The sequence below is a fragment of the Leptolyngbya sp. 7M genome, from assembly GCF_018128485.1.
Genome location: NZ_CP070897.1, coordinates 4481408 through 4499071 on the forward strand (window position 1 = coordinate 4481408; position 17664 = coordinate 4499071).

Annotated in this window: 18 protein-coding genes and 3 pseudogenes; 16 read left to right on the plus strand and 5 right to left on the minus strand. The window is 48.2% G+C overall.

The window, feature by feature from the left end; genetic code table 11:
- Positions 1-36 precede the first annotated feature (36 nt).
- The 9 genes from clpS (at position 37) to JVX88_RS22995 (ending at position 6119) form a co-directional block, all read left to right on the plus strand.
- Positions 37-318 carry an ATP-dependent Clp protease adapter ClpS gene (gene clpS, locus JVX88_RS22955; RefSeq protein WP_035996409.1) on the plus strand — a complete coding sequence of 94 codons (282 nt, stop codon included), beginning with the start codon at positions 37-39 and terminating at the stop codon, positions 316-318.
- An 83-nt stretch (positions 319-401) separates the two neighbouring features.
- Entirely contained in the window at positions 402-1271 is an 870-nt protein-coding gene (locus tag JVX88_RS22960; RefSeq protein ID WP_225931146.1) for a CPBP family intramembrane glutamic endopeptidase, read from the plus strand.
- Between the two features lie 145 nt (positions 1272-1416).
- A complete protein-coding gene (locus JVX88_RS22965) occupies positions 1417-2733 on the plus strand; it encodes a DUF3611 family protein (protein WP_211620557.1) in 1317 nt (438 codons plus the stop codon).
- A gap of 399 nt (positions 2734-3132) precedes the next feature.
- A complete protein-coding gene (locus tag JVX88_RS22970; RefSeq protein ID WP_211620559.1) occupies positions 3133-3690 on the plus strand; it encodes a Wzz/FepE/Etk N-terminal domain-containing protein in 558 nt (185 codons plus the stop codon).
- A 22-nt stretch (positions 3691-3712) separates the two neighbouring features.
- Entirely contained in the window at positions 3713-4195 is a 483-nt protein-coding gene (locus tag JVX88_RS22975) for a hypothetical protein (RefSeq protein WP_211620561.1), read from the plus strand.
- A 134-nt stretch (positions 4196-4329) separates the two neighbouring features.
- Entirely contained in the window at positions 4330-4971 is a 642-nt protein-coding gene (locus JVX88_RS22980; RefSeq protein ID WP_211620563.1) for a YqiA/YcfP family alpha/beta fold hydrolase, read from the plus strand.
- Positions 4972-5019: 48 nt separating this feature from the next.
- The gene (locus JVX88_RS22985) at positions 5020-5406 is read left to right on the plus strand and encodes a hypothetical protein (protein WP_211620565.1); all 387 of its coding nucleotides are present in this window, start codon (positions 5020-5022) and stop codon (positions 5404-5406) included.
- 98 nt (positions 5407-5504) lie between these two features.
- Positions 5505-5819: a photosystem II reaction center protein L gene (locus JVX88_RS22990; RefSeq protein ID WP_211620567.1), complete on the plus strand. Its 315-nt coding sequence runs from the start codon at positions 5505-5507 to the stop codon at positions 5817-5819.
- 180 nt (positions 5820-5999) lie between these two features.
- On the plus strand, positions 6000-6119 hold the full coding sequence (locus JVX88_RS22995) for a photosystem II reaction center protein J (RefSeq protein WP_072009711.1): 120 nt from the start codon (positions 6000-6002) through the stop codon (positions 6117-6119).
- 313 nt (positions 6120-6432) lie between these two features.
- Here JVX88_RS22995 and JVX88_RS23000 read toward each other — a convergent pair whose 3' ends face one another.
- The gene (locus tag JVX88_RS23000; RefSeq protein WP_035998579.1) at positions 6433-6633 is read right to left on the minus strand and encodes a hypothetical protein; all 201 of its coding nucleotides are present in this window, start codon (positions 6631-6633) and stop codon (positions 6433-6435) included.
- A gap of 1113 nt (positions 6634-7746) precedes the next feature.
- On the opposite strand from JVX88_RS23000, the gene JVX88_RS23005 reads away from it, so the two are divergent.
- From JVX88_RS23005 to JVX88_RS44310, 3 genes and pseudogenes are all read left to right on the plus strand, one after another.
- The gene (locus tag JVX88_RS23005) at positions 7747-7983 is read left to right on the plus strand and encodes a hypothetical protein (protein ID WP_211620569.1); all 237 of its coding nucleotides are present in this window, start codon (positions 7747-7749) and stop codon (positions 7981-7983) included.
- A gap of 70 nt (positions 7984-8053) precedes the next feature.
- Positions 8054-9190, plus strand: a complete 1137-nt coding sequence (locus JVX88_RS23010) for a glycosyltransferase family 4 protein (RefSeq protein ID WP_211620571.1) — start codon at positions 8054-8056, stop codon at positions 9188-9190.
- Between the two features lie 256 nt (positions 9191-9446).
- A pseudogene (locus JVX88_RS44310) lies at positions 9447-9785 on the plus strand (WecB/TagA/CpsF family glycosyltransferase); the annotation flags it as partial.
- Here JVX88_RS44310 and JVX88_RS23015 read toward each other — a convergent pair.
- Complete coding sequence (locus JVX88_RS23015) at positions 9690-10526, minus strand: integron integrase (protein ID WP_211620573.1); 837 nt, start codon at positions 10524-10526, stop codon at positions 9690-9692. The pseudogene JVX88_RS44310 and the gene JVX88_RS23015 sit on opposite strands and share 96 nt — an antisense overlap.
- A gap of 485 nt (positions 10527-11011) precedes the next feature.
- Here JVX88_RS23015 and JVX88_RS23020 point away from each other — a divergent pair, with 485 nt between their 5' ends.
- A complete protein-coding gene (locus JVX88_RS23020; protein ID WP_211620575.1) occupies positions 11012-11608 on the plus strand; it encodes a hypothetical protein in 597 nt (198 codons plus the stop codon).
- Positions 11609-11860: 252 nt separating this feature from the next.
- On the opposite strand, the gene JVX88_RS23025 is transcribed toward JVX88_RS23020, so the two are convergent.
- The gene (locus tag JVX88_RS23025) at positions 11861-12622 is read right to left on the minus strand and encodes a DUF3084 domain-containing protein (RefSeq protein ID WP_211620577.1); all 762 of its coding nucleotides are present in this window, start codon (positions 12620-12622) and stop codon (positions 11861-11863) included.
- Between the two features lie 386 nt (positions 12623-13008).
- Between JVX88_RS23025 and JVX88_RS23030 the strand changes: the two genes are divergently transcribed.
- From JVX88_RS23030 to JVX88_RS23040, 3 genes and pseudogenes are all read left to right on the plus strand, one after another.
- Complete coding sequence (locus JVX88_RS23030) at positions 13009-14136, plus strand: lipid-A-disaccharide synthase-related protein (protein WP_263975219.1); 1128 nt, start codon at positions 13009-13011, stop codon at positions 14134-14136.
- Between the two features lie 172 nt (positions 14137-14308).
- Positions 14309-15055, plus strand: coding sequence for an HAD family hydrolase (locus JVX88_RS23035; RefSeq protein WP_211620579.1), 747 nt, complete (start codon positions 14309-14311; stop codon positions 15053-15055).
- 213 nt (positions 15056-15268) lie between these two features.
- Positions 15269-16012: pseudogene (locus JVX88_RS23040) on the plus strand (S-adenosylmethionine synthetase N-terminal domain-containing protein); the annotation flags it as partial.
- 54 nt (positions 16013-16066) lie between these two features.
- On the opposite strand, the pseudogene JVX88_RS23045 reads toward JVX88_RS23040, so the two are convergent.
- Positions 16067-16288, minus strand: a pseudogene (locus tag JVX88_RS23045) (DUF29 domain-containing protein); the annotation flags it as partial.
- Positions 16289-16324: 36 nt separating this feature from the next.
- Positions 16325-17509, minus strand: coding sequence for a 1-deoxy-D-xylulose-5-phosphate reductoisomerase (gene dxr / locus JVX88_RS23050; RefSeq protein WP_211620581.1), 1185 nt, complete (start codon positions 17507-17509; stop codon positions 16325-16327).
- Between the last annotated feature and the right edge of the window lie 155 nt (positions 17510-17664).

Below are 17664 nucleotides of genomic sequence, written 5' to 3' on the forward strand. Positions count from 1 at the left end.
ACGTAAAAACAGAGTTGTTTACTGAGAGGACGATCCGTGGCAGTCGAAACGATTGAACAACGTTCTACAGCCCGAAAGCTTGCTCCTCGCTATCGGGTTTTGCTGCATAACGATGATTTCAACTCGATGGAGTACGTGGTGCAGGTGCTGATGAAGACGGTACCAAGCCTGACCATACCTCAGGCTGTCAACATCATGATGGAAGCCCACACTAACGGGATTGCCTTGGTAATTACCTGTGCCCAAGAGCATGCTGAGTTTTATTGTGAAACCCTGAAAAATCACAGTTTAACCAGCACGATCGAGCCAGACGAATAGGCTACCCAAGCATGTAGCCAAAAGGCTAAAGACTTCAGCCAAAAGCCAAATCAGCTCATTCAGTCGGGACTCTTTACCGCATCGTGAAACCGCCATTAGACCAGCTTAGGAATTTTCCAGCACCGCTGCGGATTGTGGCGTTTTTGCTGCTGTTGGGAATAATTTGGCTGCCGTTTGCGATCCCAATTGCCCTGTGGAGCCGCGATCCAAATCAGACCACGATTTGGGCCATGATGGTGCTGTTTGTTGAGTTCCTGCTGCTGGTGCGCTGGTGGGGGCGACAGATTCATCATGAGCGGCAGGTTTTCCAAACCTATGGCCTCACCTTGAACCGAATTAGTTTAGTAGAAGGGTTGCAAGGATTGGGCTGGGGAACCGCAAGTCTGCTGCTGCTGTTTCTGGTTCAGAGTTTGGTTGGCTGGGTGAGTTGGCGTCCGCCGCAGGTGTCCTTTGGGCAAATTATTCTGGAGGGCTTGCTGGTGGCTCTGGGTGTGGGTTTGGCCGAGGAGTTGGTGTTTCGCGGCTGGATTTTGGACGAACTGCAGCGAGACTATAGCCCTGGGGTGGCGCTCTGGGCTAATAGTGGAGTGTTCGCGGCGCTGCATTTCATTAAACCGCTGCCAGAAATTATCCGCACTTTTCCCCAGTTTCCCGGTCTGGTGCTACTCGGCGCTATTTTGGTCTGGATGAAGCGCTCTACCCGGTCGCAACAACGCACTGCTGTTAAACTAATCACTCATAATGGACGTTTGGGCCTGCCGATTGGTTTTCATGCCGGTCTGGTTTGGGGCTATTACTTGCTGAAAGTCGGCGGGTTAGTAACGCTAACCAATCGGGTTCCAGCTTGGGTAACTGGCATCGATGAAAATCCTCTAGCTGGGCTGGTGGGACTGCTGTTTTTGGCGAGCCTAGCAATCTATTGGCGGCGGCGCTCAGCCAAGACTTGGGCATAGGAAAGCGGTGAGAATTGATAATGTTGCGATGCATTGCAGGGTGATCTGAACCGCCTTGGCTCTGGTATCGTAACCACAGATTTGCTTTCTTGAAGTAGCCTAGAGGAAATTGCAGTTTCTGGCTGCTCGCTTCTATCTAAAACCTATGGCAAACCGATCTGATTCCTATTCGCTTCCGCCCGTTGTTCAACAAGTTGCTACGGCATTTCGCCTCGTGGGCTGGATCAGTTTTTGGACACAGATTGTACTGGGAGTGGTTTCTGGAGTCGTTTTAATTTTTGCGGCAGGCAGTTTTGGTGCTGCTGCTCCTCACACCCAACCTGCTCAAATTACCCAGTCTCAGGTACCGCCTTCTGGTGCACCCACCCAATCGTCACCGCGCCGGGGTGTGATTCTTACCCCTTCTCTGCCGAACCGAACGATTGTTCCACCTCCCACTTCGGCCTTCCCCTTTGAAGAAGCCTATACCCTGGGCCCCAGCGATCAGATTCAAATCGATATTTTTGATGTGCCCGAACTCAGCGGCGCGACCGCAGGCCGGTATATTGTTCAGCTTGATGGCACGATCAATTTAATTTGGGCCGGGCCGGTCAAGGTACAAGGATTAACGCTTCAACAGGCAGAACAGGCTATCAGTCAGGCTTATGCCCGGTTCATCCGCAATCCGCTTGTAACCGTCAGCTTGATCGAAACCCGCTCCCTTCGCATTAGCGTGGCCGGTGAAGTGAAGCGACCTGGAGCCTATGTAATTAGCCCAGAAGGCGCGACCGACAACCGAATTTTGGTAGAAGCTGGTGGTGCTGGTGGTGGTGTAACCAATCAATGGCCCACCGTCACCAAAGCCCTGCAAGCCGCAGGTGGGATTACCCAATTTGCGGATTTGCGTCGGGTTCAGGTGCGCCGACCTTTGTCTGATGGTTCGTTAGAAATTATCGATGTCAACCTCTGGGAGCTACTGCGGACCGGCGAGCTGAATCAGGACATCCGACTGCGTGACCGCGACGCGATTGTAATTCCTACGGCAACCACCCTCAATGAGAGCGAAGCGCTTGTGCTCGGCTCGGCTAACCTCTCGCCAGAAACGATTCGGGTCAATGTGATTGGAGAAGTGTCCAATCCTGGGGTAATTGAGGTATCCCCTAATACGCCTATGAATCAAGCCTTGCTTGCAGCGGGCGGTTTCCAACGGCCTCGTGCTCGAACTAGCAAAGTTGAGCTAGTGCGCCTCAGCCCGAATGGCACTGCAATTCGACGCACCGTTGATGTGGACTTGGCGGCTGGCATCAACGATCAGACCAATCCAGCTTTGCGAGACTTTGACACAATCATCGTCAGCCGCAACGGCAATGCTGTATTCTCTGACAATCTCAACAGCGTTTTAGATCCATTTGATCGATTCTTTGGGATTTTCAACACCATCTTCGGCACAATCAACACGATTACTGAGATTGGCGACGAATAGACGAATAACTGAATAACTGACAGCTAATGACGAACAAACAGGTACTAAATGATTAATTGATTTATTGCTCAACTACAGACCACAAACGCAAAAGGTCGTTTCTCTCATCGTCTCAGCTTTGTTCTACCATCAGGTCTAATATCAGGTCCAACAGTAAGAACTCGGATGCATCTTAAGTAAAAGGCTGATCATGATAAACACTAGATAGGCGCAGGTTGCGAAAGAGGCAGGGTTGAATGATACCAAGCACCCATATTATAGAGATACTGCTCCCGGCAGTCTGGGCATACTTTTTCTCTAAGCGAGGAGACTTTGCTGGTGGTTTTTGCAGCTTCAGCCAGGTGTCGCGGCGATCTATTACTTCTCTAAGTCGGGTTAGTAAGCTACACAGAGGTCAACATGGAGATTGAACAAACCACTCAAGCATCAGCGGCTCAAGCATCAGCGCCTGTGGTGCGGGGGAGACCAGTTGTGCAGTTAGCCCCGCCCGATGTCGATGACCTGGACAATGCCCCCAATCGAGGGTTAAATTTGCGTTCCCTGGGTCGAACGATTCAGCGACAAGCCTTATTGATCGCCGGGGTCGCTACCGTTGTGGCTGTTGCCGCCGGTTTTCAAGCGATGAAGATTCGCCCCGTCTACCAAGGAAACTTCCAGTTGCTGGTTGAACCGGTCTCCAACGCTGCTCGTGTTACTGACCCATTGACAGTTACCCGCACCCAGGGCGACAACATTCCATCAGGCGATGTGTTTACGCTGGACTATTCAACCCAAATTGAGATTCTACAAAGCCCCAGCATGTTGACCTCAATTGTGCAGGAGGTGAAAACCCAGTATCCTGAATTCACCTACGATCAACTGCGGGCAGGGCTAAAGGTGCAGCGATTGGTACCAGAGAACGCTCCGGACGCGACGCCGTCTCGATCGGGCCTTACAGCAATTTGGCGGCAAAATTGACGGCTCCAATACCTACCGCGACTTGGCACAGCGTTTCCTCACCTACAGCAGCCACGCCTGTTCCTATCAGGGCTTTAAGAACGATCTCTACGAATATCTGACCGATTCGGTTGATTCCAAATACGGCAACAATCAGTTTAATCAGCGCCTCTATAACCACCTGCAAGCCATCCTGCCCGACCAGGACGAGCATCAACTCAACGATGTGCTGCTGATTGGTACCTGCCGCAAGCTGCTCAATTTCCTGGTGGTCGAAAATTCGCAGTGCCCGAATCACGCTATTTTTGTTGACCTCACCGGCAATTTGGGCATCACCGCCACCATTGGCCTGCTGCTAAAAATCGTCTTGATCTGCCGTAAGGTCAAACCCTATCTCGAAAAACAGTTCGCGATTCTGTTTAAGCACTACGAAACCTGCACCCGCAACAGCGTCACTTGGCTGATCGATTCGCTAGAAAATCTCAATGTTGCCTTCAGCATCAACTTCGGTAGCCTTAGTTTGTGAACTACCAGTTTGTGAACTACCAGTTTGTGAACCACCAGTTTGTGAATCACCAGTTTGTGAATCACCAGGATACGAATCACCAGGATACAAATCACCAGAATTTAGATATGAAACCTAACCCCAACCCTTAAACCTTGACGACCTTCATCTACCTCCACGGTTTTGCCTCCAGTCCCCAATCCGCTAAGGCTCAATACTTTCGCAACCAGTTTGCCTCGCTGGGTATCCCGTTGCAGATTCCCGATCTGAATCAGCCTAACTTTTACTCTCTCACCCTGACTCGGCAATTGCAGCAAGTCGAGGCGCTGTTGTCGGCTGATGATGCAGTGATTCTGATTGGCTCCAGTTTTGGTGGTCTGACGGCAGCTTGGCTGGGAGAACGGTTCCTGCAGATCGAGCGCTTGGTTTTACTGGCTCCGGCATTTCAGTTTCTAGCCCACTGGCAGCCCAGACTGGGCGCAGAGTCGATGCAGCAATGGCAACAAACCGGCTCGCTGCTGGTCTACCATTATGGTGCTCAACAACAGCTTCCTCTCAGCTATTCTTTCATCACTGACCTAGCCCAATACGATGAAACCAAGCTGCACCGCTCGATCCCAACGCTGATTTTGCACGGAACAGAGGATGACGTGATTTCCATTCAGGCCAGCCGCGATTTTGCTGCCGATCGTGCCCATGTCCAACTCCTGGAACTGGAAAGCGATCATGCCCTAGTGAATGTGCAAGATACACTCTGGCAAGCGACTCAGGCGTTTTGCCAGCTTGCCAAAACTTAGCTGTCCCTTCGACGAGTCATCTCCATAGCTCTGCTTCAATTTCTAGTCATGCTCAGATTCTGCTTGCTGTCGCTGCTGATCGCTCCCCTGCTGGTGCTACCGCTATCCGGCAGAGCTGAATCCTTCTCACACAGCGTAGAAAAAATTACGTTTAACCTGGCCGTCATTTCACCGGCTGGTTTGATTGGCGAGGGAACCAATCTACAGTCCGTCAGCTACGAGTTTTGTATTCCAGCCACCGAGACTCACCGCACCGAAGTCCAGGCGATCGATCCGTCTGTACAGTATTTCCCCCATTCCAGAGGTCGAATTGACTGTAGTGACGACCAGATTCTTTGTATTGGCCATACCCATCAGGCCCGCTGGCGCGAGATTTTGCAGCAACTTGCCAGTTTGGACTACGTAGAGCGGATTGACCGCTTTTGGGGAGAGTAGACAACGCCACAGCAAACCCGAAGCGCAAACGCCAAATGCAAATCCGGCAGGCCATCTGCCGTTAGAATGGGGAATGCGTTGTCCTAAGCTTAATCTCTATGTCTGTTCGCGTTCGTATTGCTCCCAGCCCAACCGGAAACCTGCACATTGGTACCGCTCGCACGGCAGTTTTTAACTGGCTGTTTGCGCGTCATCAGGGTGGCACCTTTGTTCTGCGGATCGAAGACACCGATCTGGAGCGGTCGCGGCCTGAATATACGCAAAATATTCTAGATGGCTTAACCTGGCTCGGCCTCACCTGGGATGCAAATCCTAACAAGCAGCCTGTTGAGTTGAACCGGACTTCACTCTATCTTGGTCTGCTGCTCATTTTCGTACTCGGTATTTTGTTCTCTAGCTATTTCTTCAACTAGGTTATATCTGGGGAGGAATGCACTCTAAAGCGCTTACTTCCTGCCCAGGTAGCCTAGGGTTAGTAGGCTTTTGTAATTTGATTGCCCTACTCTCGCTGTGGCTAGTTAGGTTACGTAGGTCTTTCATATTTGCGTTTTCAGAATACTAGCAAACCAAGTCGTATTAGGAGGTAAAAAGCAATGTTGCAGTCTGGCAGAATTCCCCTTTGGGTTGTAGCAACAATCGCCGGAACTGGTGTCCTTGTTGTGGTAGGACTCTTCTTCTATGGTGCATATGCCGGATTGGGTTCTTCAGTCTAATCGCTTCTAATCGCTTTTGACTGGTTCGTTAGCCTTGAGGTTCAATTCAGCTATTTTGAAACCTAAGAAAGTTTGACTCTGAAGAGAATCCGCTTTAAGCAAAGAAGAACAACTGAAAAAGAACCGCCCTATTTCCGAACCGATGAGGGCGGTTCTTTAATTTTTAATATTTAGCTGATCTTGATTGACCACAAAACTTTAGCCATTGTTCGCCTGTTAGTTATAGACACGATCTTCTGGAATCAACCGTGCCTACACAAACTAACTGCACAGGCTGCTCAGCTCTAATTGAGTTGAATCCCCTACTTCAAAGCTACTTCGCAGCTACCTTGATCGCAGATTGAGGAATGACTGTCAGAGACTGGGTATGAGGCCGTTGATTAAACCAGTTCAATCCTACAACGGTATAAGTCTCAGAGTTATGATTCTGAAACGTGTCTCCAACCGCAAATGTCTTATCGCTGACTAAGGTACCGATCGGTCTGCGGTGGGTGTCGATTAGCAAGTATTGCATTAGAAATACCTCTTGAAATTAGGACGATGAACTACAAAAAACAAACTACTAAGTACCTCGGCATAATTAAAAACCAGATTCAAAACCCTGCGCCGCCCGCTGCGCGGGCGGCGCAGGGTTTTGGGTTTTATGTTTAATTATGCTCACCTACTTAAACTATTCACACGAAATAAGAGAAGAGCCACTGGAAAGAAATTGCTAATAGTTAGAAGCAAGAATACTTTGCAACTATAAGCTATAACTACAACTTACAACTATGAATTTGTTTTCCTCCGCCTAACTTCCATTCCAGTTTTCACTCCAGGACTCTTCTATCAGCGTCAATCCATTAAAGTCTAGATGCATTGAATACTTGCTCAACTACAGGAAAAACCGAGCAGGGCAGCTTGTTAATCCCTTTACGTTTGCTTAGGTTTCAATCTGTAGAAAACCAGCTATTCAAACAGAAAACTTATGGCCGACCATCATCGGAAAGACAGCCAAAACTATCCCGGCAGGCAGATACAGCCATCCAGCCAAGGACAAACCAATCCAGACCAACAGAACCATTTGACAGCCTTACTCAAGAAGAGCTGAAGATCTAATTAGATCATTTACAAGCTATTTCTAAGCACTAACAGGAAGTAATCCCCATCCGAACAATAACTGCATTACCTATTCAGAACTGCCTTCAGTAATTGATTGGAAGACTGAACCAAATTGTAAGCACTTAAGCGGAAAAATTAACGCCTAGGAAACTATTGAGTGGACTTTTCAAACTATCTGAATCTGTCTGTTTAGCGACTCCCATTCTTATAACATGTCTTTTTGAGAAATGACTAACTTTAAGAAAGTTTATTTTCAACTTGATTTGAGTTAACAATTCGCCCAACTCCTTACCAATTCTGGGATAAAGCAACTCTAATTTTCTCTTTTAAGAGGAATATTTCTGCACTATAGCTTCTTTCAATAGGGTAGTAAATGTTGCAGAACTACCTAATTAAACTCTTACAAAAGAATTTTGGACCTCTTCACTATCCATAGACCAGTTGCTTTTATTTTCAGCTGAACTGGGTAGGTCGGGTTCTAATAACTACCCAATTTGCCCTGCCGTTTAACGGTCTGGGTCGCCCATTGAAACAGGAAAATACCCACACAGAAATACACAGCCAGAGCCGAACGCCGGAATTCTTTTTGCCGCTGATGCTCCTCTTATTCACAGTTCTAGTCAATCTTACCGAAAGCACATTCTTGGACCGCAACACTATTTACTGGGTGTTGTATAGCGCGGCCATTTTGTCACTAGTTGTTCGCCATCAGCAGGAGCCACTCACCGCTGCCAAGCTACAGTGGCAAGATTGTCATGCCTGATTGACTCTGATTGAATCTACTCGAAGCTGAGATAAAAAACTTGATAAAAATCAAATAGAGTTATCTGAAAATGAATACGTTTGCTAATCGAAAATTTGTCAGAGTATTAATGTTAGGCGCAGGGTTGGATGTCCAAGGCGGCATTACTTCGGTAGAAAAGCTGATGCTAGACTACGCGCCACCGGAACTCAAAATTCGCCATGTGCCTACGTTCGCCAAGGGGTCTGCGACTCGCAATATTGCCGTTTTTTTGGGCGCGATTGCTACCCTGATTCAAGCGTTGAGCCGCAATCAGACCGATCTGGTGCACATTCATTTTTCCGATCGAGGCAGTACGTTTCGTAAGCTGATTCTGGCCTTTATTATCCTGTGTTTTCGCAAACCTTTCGTTTTGCATTGTCATGGAGCCGCCTACCGGGAATTCTACACCCAGCTACCTCGCGTTGTGAAAGAGTTGATTATCGCTGGGTTCAGTCAATGTGCAAAGTTTATTGCCCTGTCCGAAAGCTGGCGCGATTTTTACTCAAAAAGCTTTCACCTCAGCCCAGATCAGATGGTCGTGCTGCCAAATCCTGTAGTGCTGCCAGCCGAAGTGCCGGATCGGAGCCAGCAGCAAACGATTACCTTTGTGTTTTTGGGTCGGATTGGTGAGCATGGGGGTGCCCTCGATGTGGTGCGTTCAGTGATTGCCTTTCCGCGTCAGGACAAGGGGGCTTTCGATCTGATTCGGGCCTTTGCTGCCCTACCTGAATCGGTGCGTGCTCAAGCTCGACTGGTACTGGCTGGGAATGGAAATGTGGAACAAGCCCAAACCCTAATTGCAGATTTAGGACTTGCCGATCGGGCGGTGGTTCACGCTTGGGTCAATCCAACTCAGCGTGATCAACTGCTCGCAAATGCCAGTGTGTTTGTGTTGCCGTCCTACAACGAAGGGCTACCCATGTCGATGCTGGAGGCGATGGCCTGGGAATTACCGGTGATTGTAACACCAGTGGGTGGTATTCCAGAAGTAATCACGTCGGGGCGAAATGGCTTGTTAGTGCAGCCAGGCAATCTAATGGAACTGACAGAGGCAATGAAGCGATTAATTCAAGATCACCAACTGCGGAACGAGCTAGGCATCGCAGCACAAAATACAGTTCGAGCATTAGATGTAAAGCACTATATGCAGTCAATTTTGAAACTTTATGTTTCGATCCTGGAATGATTTTGACTAAATCAAGCGTAGATTTTGCAAATTTCAGCATACGGAGTAGTATACGATGAGATACAATTTTATTGGCGTTGATGTAGATGTGATCACCTACAAGGAGTTGTTTGCTAAGTGTGAGCAATGGCTACAAGACAAATCGGCTCGCTCGAAGCATGTTGCTTGCGTCAATGTCAACTGTGTAGTTGAAAGTTACCTGAACCGCGAGATCAAAGAAATTTTTACGCGAGCTGATATATCCGGTCCCGACAGTATGCCGTTTGTCTATTGGATTCGGTTAGTCACAGGCCAAAAGTGCGATCGGCTGTATGCGCCCGATATTATTCTCAATCTTTGCCGCATTGCAGTTCAGCGGGGATACCGGCTCTATCTCTACGGTGGGGCAGAGGGAGTTCCAGAAACAATGCAGCAATTTTTGCAAAGCAAGTTTCCTGGACTGCAAATTGTAGGCACCTACTCGCCGCCATTCCGCAAGCTCACACCGCAAGAAGACGCCCTAGTGTGCGAGCAGATCCGTCAGGCTAATCCAGATTTCATCATTGTTGGTTTGGGATCCCCCAAGCAAGATCAGTGGATTCAGGACCATCTCAACAAAATTCCTGGCACCATCATGATTGCCTCTGGAGCTGCCTTTGATTTCTTTAGTAACCGGGGAAGGAAACACAAATTGCCAGATCCAGGCACGGTCAGCATGAGGATACTTGCGTTCCAGAGCAAAGGGAAGGTAAACCGAACCATAGCCCTGGTCTAAGTCCAATTGGTGTAATCGCTTGACTCTTTGCAAATGAACTTGCAAGGGTTCAATCAAACGCTCAGGCAGCATGGTCACTCGGCTTTCGTTTCCTTTAGCATCCCGCACCACAATTTGACGTTGAGCAAAATCCAAATCCTTGATGCGTAACCGCAATCCCTCATTGAGGCGCAAGCCACTGCCATACAATACCTTGATCACCAGTCCAGGGACACCTGAGATATTTTGTAGAACCAAACGAACTTCCGCTCTGGTGAGCACAGTCGGCAGGTAGCGGGAACGTTTTGCTCGCACCGCGTCTAACGGAAACTCCAACTCTTGATGCAACACACTGCGATACAAAAACAGCAGGGCACTAAGCGCTTGATTTTGAGTGGAAGCAGAAACATTGCCTTCAACTGCCAGGTAAGTGAGAAATGCTTCAATCTCTTCGCCGCCCATGTCTTTTGGATGAGTTTTGTTATGGAAGAGGATATAACGGCGAATCCAGCCCACATAAGTTTGCTCAGTTCGATAGGAGTAGTGCTTAAGGCGGATCGCGTCTCGCACTTGGTCGAGTAATTTTTTAGGTTGCGATTCCATAACAAGGGAGATGCATAAATAGAACACATGTATTAAATACTACATCTTGCTCCTCCGTGAGAACGATGAAGATTTGTTGAAGCTATCTGCATAACACCCTATAGCGGGGATATTATATAGGTAAAAATCTGGCTAAACCCCCAAATCAGGGTGTTATCAAGAATCTAATCTGCATAAATGTCTCTATCAAGGTAAATAGCCCGACATCTGTCTGTATAACACCCCAAAAATGGGAGCTTATGCAGAACAAATTTCAGCCTAATCTCCCTCAGTAGAGGTGATATTCAACTTCCGTCTTGGCTACACACACCATTTGGGGGTGTTATGCAGAATAGGGGGAGGGAAGTCAGTCTAAATATGAGTTATGCCGCAAGGCGATGGGTGGAGACTGTACTTGAAGGTTATCTGTCAGCATCCAAAGTTAAGTAATTCAATTCGAGATAGTCTGTGGAATACGTTTTCAGGTTGGTTATGGTGTGTCAAAAATGGATACAACTCCTAATCAAAGATTAGAATATCTTTACAAAGAGTATGTAAGACTTAATGACAAGGCAGAAAGCTTGATAAGTAGTACTTATGACGATTTCAAGTCACTTGGAGTAGTAGGCGCAGTTATCATTGTCTGGAAACCAATTTCAGAAATCATTCTGCCTACAATTCCAAAACTTGAATCAAGTCTGTTTTTGTTTTTGGGTTTTTTGAGTTTACTTATAATCCTGGGGTTGGTTGCATTATCAAACTTAATTAAACAATCCTATTCTTGGTATTTTGTCTATAACTTGCAAGCATATGAGGTGGAAATCAAAAAAGAATTAAGAGAGGCAGAAGATTCACAAGTTTTCAATTTCAATTTAGGTAAAGGAGAGACAAGATTTATCGTAGCGTCATACCGCTTAGCATTCAGAACATTTGTGCTTTCATTCGCTGCTTTCATTACTTTTATACCTTTCGCAATTCTTTGTTATTCAAGCGTTTTTTATGCGGCACTCTATCTTGCAATATCACTTATCGGATTTACAGTTTATTTGCAAATTTTCAAGAGAGTATTAAAGCAATACTCTAGCCACAAGTTTTTGCTGTAAGTATAAATAGAGTAGATAAAGTTTTTCATGAAATATGAATAATGGATTTGCTGAAGTGTATTAGACGATTCAAAAATACCAGTTTGACAAAGCGGCATAACAACCCGGTTGGAGCGGACTGATGGGAAATGCTGGTGTAAATGCAAAGGTTACTTGCATCCGCTCAACCGGAACGTTATGCGGCAGTGTCAGGTCACTGTCGTGCGTCTGGCGTGGAACTGTCGTGGTGTCATTGAGGCAAGTCTCACAGATTCACGGCCCCAAGTTCGTCAACACTGGAGAGCTCCCATGGATGCGCACATCACGCTCCAGCGTATCTTTTTGTTGGGCCAGAAACGCGATTTGGCTTTCTAGATCTTTGAGTTTCGTTTCTCGACTGGCAATTGCCTGATCGCGCTGAGCAATTTCCTGATCGCGTTGAGCAATTTGTTCGCGCACGGCATCGCGTTGGCGGATTAGCTCTTGCCGGTCGGTTTGAAGCTGCTCAATTTCTGCCTGTAATGTCGCGGCCTGTTGGGAAACGGTGCTGAGCAACTGCTGCGCTTGCTGAAATTTAGTCTGACTTTCGTTTAAGCGCTGTTGGGTGCTTTTGAGCTGGGCTTGGGTTTGCACCTGCTGCTCAACTGCCTGTTGCAGAGAGCGGTTAATTTGCTCTAGCTGGCGCTGAGCAGTGTTCTGTTGACGACGGGCGTTTTTTAACCGCGTTTCGATGCGCTCCTTCTCAGACTGAGCTTCTTTTAGTTCTTCGCGGGTTTCTTTTAGGTCGTCCTGGATATTCTCTAGCTCAAACACACCGGTCCGGAGTTGGTCGCTGACCGCAAATAGCAGCGAAAAGGTAGATGCAGAAATAATTACACCCGTCAAAATTGTGATCAGGGTAGCAGTTCTGCGGGGGCGCAGATTAAATAGGGTGAGACGGGCTTTGCCAACGCGCGTACCTAGGCGATCACCCACCGTAGCAATCACCCCACCTAAGACCAACACCGCCGCAATCAAGACCAACCCAGTGGTCATCGTTTCTCTAGAAAAGTTCAGATCCAGCCTACTGTATTCTGAACAAGGGATGCCGGGACAACCTAGTTTGTTTCAGAATTTTCTACAAGAGGGTTGTGGCTCAAGTCCTGAAGCCCAGGATTTTTAGCCATTTTTCATTAAACTAGCGCATTTAGCCGGTGAATTCCTCTAGACCAGCGGGAGATTTGGGCCTGACCTTCACTTTCCGCTTTTCACTTTCCGCCTTTCATTGGCCGGCCTGTAGCTGTCTAAATCTCGATTGAGGGAACGCTCAAGCAATCGTCAAGGTGTGTAAGCAGTTGATGACACCCACTAGGAAAGCCCTCAACACTATTTCGGGTGACCAAGCGGGTTGAGTCAGTGCCCCTAACCTTGTAGGCTGACCAATGGTCAAGTTTCTACCGCACCTTCAACTCACCAGTGCTATGCAGCTACTTTGCCTCAGTAACGGTCATGGAGAAGATTTGATTGCGCTACGAATTTTGCAAGCGTTACAGCGCCACTCTAAACAACTCCAGCTGGCAGCCCTACCGATTGTTGGACAAGGAGAATTCTATCGTGCTCATGGGATTCCGATTGTGGGTGCGGTGCAGGCGATGCCTTCTGGAGGCTTTATTTATATGGATGGTCGTCAGCTGGCTCGCGATTTGCAAGGCGGATTGGTACAGCTCACTCTGGCTCAACTCAAAACTGTGCGGCAATGGGCGCAGCAGGGCGGTGTCGTGCTGGCGGTCGGCGATATCGTTCCGCTACTGTTCGCCTGGTGGAGTGGAGCAGCTTATGGATTTGTGGGTACGGCCAAGTCGGAGTATTACCTACGGGATGAGCAAGGCTGGTTACCCAGGCAATCCTGGTTTGAGCGGTTAGAGCGCTGGTCTGGCTCAGTGTATCTGCCCTGGGATCGCTGGTTGATGGCCCATCCTCGTTGCAAGGCAGTTTTTCCACGCGATCGTCTCACTAGCACCGTATTGCAAAAATGGGGCATTCCAGCTTTTGATCTGGGAAATCCTATGATGGATGGCTTGGAACCAACCGGCGTGGAGTGGGCAATGGCGGCAGATGATCCAAACGCGTCAGAACAGGGCTGTCTTACCTTCGTGCTGCTGCCCGGCTCCAGACCTCCAGAAGCCTATGAAAATTGGCAAATTCTCTTACAGGCCGTATCGGCCCTAGTGATGGCCTGGGGAAATCAGCGATCATTATTATTTCTGGCTGCTGTTGCCCCCCAGCTTGACCCGGTGCCACTACAAAGAACGTTGGAAGCTTACAGTTGGCGATTGTCTGGCTCGGTGGGTAATCCCTCTGACCGCTCTGGCTCCCAACTTGTGTTTAGCCAGTACCGCACCAGCCTAGGTGATATGGTGAAGAACCCTCAAGTGGTTTACGACAAGGCGGAAGAGATGGCTGCTAAGTACCGCGAGCGAATGCTGCAACAGTCTCAACCTGTTGCTGAAGCAGCTGCTCCTGTTGAAATGCCCGTTGAAGAGGAATTGCCTTCAGCAGAAGAAGAATAGGTTGAATAACCTACTGGATTAATATTTGATTGCATTTGAGGAGGGTTATCCCTCCTCTCTTTTATGGAAGCTATTTTTACACAGCGTTTTTCGCAGGTACTGAATGGGAGATTACTGTGGCAATCAAGACCCTTTAACCAAATTGGTTAGTACTCACTAGCGGAGGTGCTACTTGGTAACAATTCGCTGCCCAGGTCAACTTTTCCAAAACATTCAAGCGATTGTTTTTGATAAAGACGGTACTTTAGCAAGTTCTGAAGCCTATCTCCGCAACTTGGCCCACCGGCGAGCGCGTTTAATTGATGCTCAAGTTCCTGGTGTTCAAGAACCTTTATTGATGGCATTTGGGATCGACGAAAATCGAATTAACCCAGCAGGATTGATGGCTGTTGGAACTCGACTGGAGAACGAAATTGCCGCAGCTGCTTATATTGCTGAAACGGGAAAAGATTGGGTAGAGGCATTGCAACTAGTTCACGCAGCTTTTTCAGAAGCTGATCGACAAATGCTTAAAAAAGCTCAAGAAACTCCCTTAATTGAAGGTGCATTAGAGCTAATTCAGAAATTAGCAAATGCAGAAGTTAAACTTGCCATCCTTTCATCGGATAGTGCTACAAACGTAGACGAATTTGTTGAACATTACAATTTACAATCCTACTTCCAAGTAATTTGTGGAGTAAATCAACAGTATCCAACCAAATCAAATCCTCAACTTCTTCAGCATTTATCAGTCTCACTCAATGTTTTGCCTCAACACATGTTGATGATTGGAGATTCGCAGGTTGATCTGGAGATTGCAATCCAAACCTGTATGGCAGGCTGTATTGTTTTCACTGAGGGTTGGACCTCTGCCCTTTCTTCTAAATCTCCCACAGCGAAGTGTACAATATCTCGATTTGATCAAATCGAGATAGAATAAGGCTTTCAGTGATTTTACACATCAATTTAAACGCTAAAAAAAACAAAACTCGTGGGATCACTTACCAAAATTTCATACTGTTTCGTGGAGGAGATCGCTGAAATTTACATAAAGCAATGAAGCGTATGATATTCTCCAAAGTTAATGAGGCATTTTTTAGCTGATTTCAGTTAGACCGTTCCTGTCGTTTAGTTTTATAGAGAGGACATTCGCTTGACTCGTCATTACCTCTTCACATCGGAATCTGTGACCGAAGGTCATCCTGATAAGATTTGCGACCAAATTTCAGACACTATTTTAGATGCTCTACTGGCCCAGGATCCAACGAGCCGTGTAGCAGCAGAAGTGGTTGTCAATACAGGTCTGGTACTAATTACGGGAGAAATTACCTCCAAAGCCCAAGTTAACTTTGTTGACTTGGCTCGCAAAAAGATTGCAGAGATTGGCTATACCGATGCCGTTAACGGCTTCGCTGCCAATAGCTGCTCTGTCTTAGTAGCACTCGATGAACAATCTCCCGATATTGCTCAAGGGGTGGATCAGGCACATGAGACTCGTGAACAGGCAAGTGATGAAGAGCTAGATGCAGTTGGTGCTGGTGACCAAGGCATTATGTTCGGCTTTGCCTGCAACGAGACGCCTGAACTGATGCCGTTGCCAATCTCGCTGGCCCATCGCATTGCCCGGAAGTTGGCTGCAGTCCGCAAAACAGGGCAGCTTCCCTATTTGCGTCCTGATGGCAAAACCCAAGTCACTGTAGCTTACGAAGATGGCCGCCCGGTTGGAATCGACACTATTCTGGTTTCAACTCAGCACACGCCGACGATTGGAGACATCACCGATACTGCGGCTGTGCAAGCCAAAATCAAAGAAGACCTTTGGACCTACGTGGTTCAACCCTGCTTTGCTGATATTAATGTCAAGCCCGATGCCAACACTCGCTTTTTGGTTAATCCAACTGGCAAGTTTGTGATTGGCGGGGGGTTGATAGTGCCACTTGAGCAGGTGAAGCAGAACTACCACAAGATTGTTCTTGAGGCTTTTCCGCTCCCGCTTCGACAGATCAGCGATTTCCTCGATCAAGTTTTCCCAATCGACACTGGCATAGTCTTGGGCACGCAGTTGCTCGACTGTAGTTTCAACCCAGCGAACAAAATCAGTATCGTAAAGCCGTTTAGAGTCAATTGGCAGCTCAATGGACATCAGCCAGCCTCCCGGATTTGTGCCTTCCATTCATTGTAAGGGCCGAGAGCTAGGACCTAATAAACGCTAAACGACCACAGCCTGATCGAGCTTGCCATGGATGGCTAACACTTCCTGCCGCGCCCAGCGGTCGGCTTCTAGAATATCGTCGAGTGTGGGGCTGGAGAGGTTGTGAGTCGTGTGGCGTTCACAGACGGCTTCGATCAGGCGAGGGATATCGAGGAAACCAATTTTTTTGTCTAGGAATAAAGCGACCACCTGTTCGTTAGCGGCATTTAGAACCGCTGGCATCGTTCCACCTGCCCGTCCGGCGGCATAGGCCAACTTCATACAGGGGTATTTCTGGTGATCGGGTTCGCGGAAGGTGAGGCTACCCACTTTGACTAGATCTAACCGCTCCCAGTTCGTGGCAATCCGCTCTGGGTAGGAGAGGGCATAGAGCAAGGGCAACCGCATATCTGCCCAACCCAACTGCGCCAGCACCGAGGTGTCTTGCAGTTCAATCAAGGAATGAATAATGCTTTGAGGATGAATCACAATCTCGATCTGGTCGTAATCTATGCCAAACAGAAAATGAGCTTCGATCACTTCTAAGCCTTTGTTCATCAGCGTAGCCGAGTCGATCGTGATCTTTTGCCCCATCGACCAGTTGGGATGCTTCAGCGCGTCAGCCACCGTTACGGTAGCCAGCTTTTCGACCGGCAGATCCCGGAATGCTCCTCCGGAAGCTGTCAGCAAAATCCGCCGCAGTCCACCCGCTGGCACACCCTGAAGGCACTGAAAAATGGCCGAATGCTCGGAGTCGGCTGGCAGTAGCTTCACGCCATGTTCCTGCAACAGCGGCAGCACCACTGGACCGCCCGCGATCAAGGTTTCTTTGTTGGCTAGGGCAATGTCTTTCCCAGCTTGAATGGCGGCAATCGTGGGCAGCAGTCCGGCACAGCCCACAATTCCCGTCACCACGGCTTGGGCATCGCCGTAGCGGGCCACTTCCACCACACCGGCTTCTCCGCCGAGCAGAATCGGCTGTGGATCGAGGTCGGCAATCGCTTCTTTCAGCAGAGGTAGCTGATCCGGGTTGCAAATCGCCACAATCTGGGGACGAAACTGCCGGACTTGCTGGGCTAGGAGTTGAACATTATTGCGTGCAGCTAGCCCCACAATCCGAAATTGATCGGGATACTGGGAAACAATATCGAGCGTTTGCGTTCCAATCGAGCCGGTTGAACCCAGCAGAGTAATTGCTTTCACAACTTTGATACCTCAAGCGTCTTGCCGACCATTCGCAGCAATTCCACTATAAAATGCCTGGGGATCAAAAATGACGTGGTTGGTTGATTAACCTGTTGATGGCATGAATTGAGTACAATCACGCTAACCCTCTTCCATGTCGAGTTAATACCAAG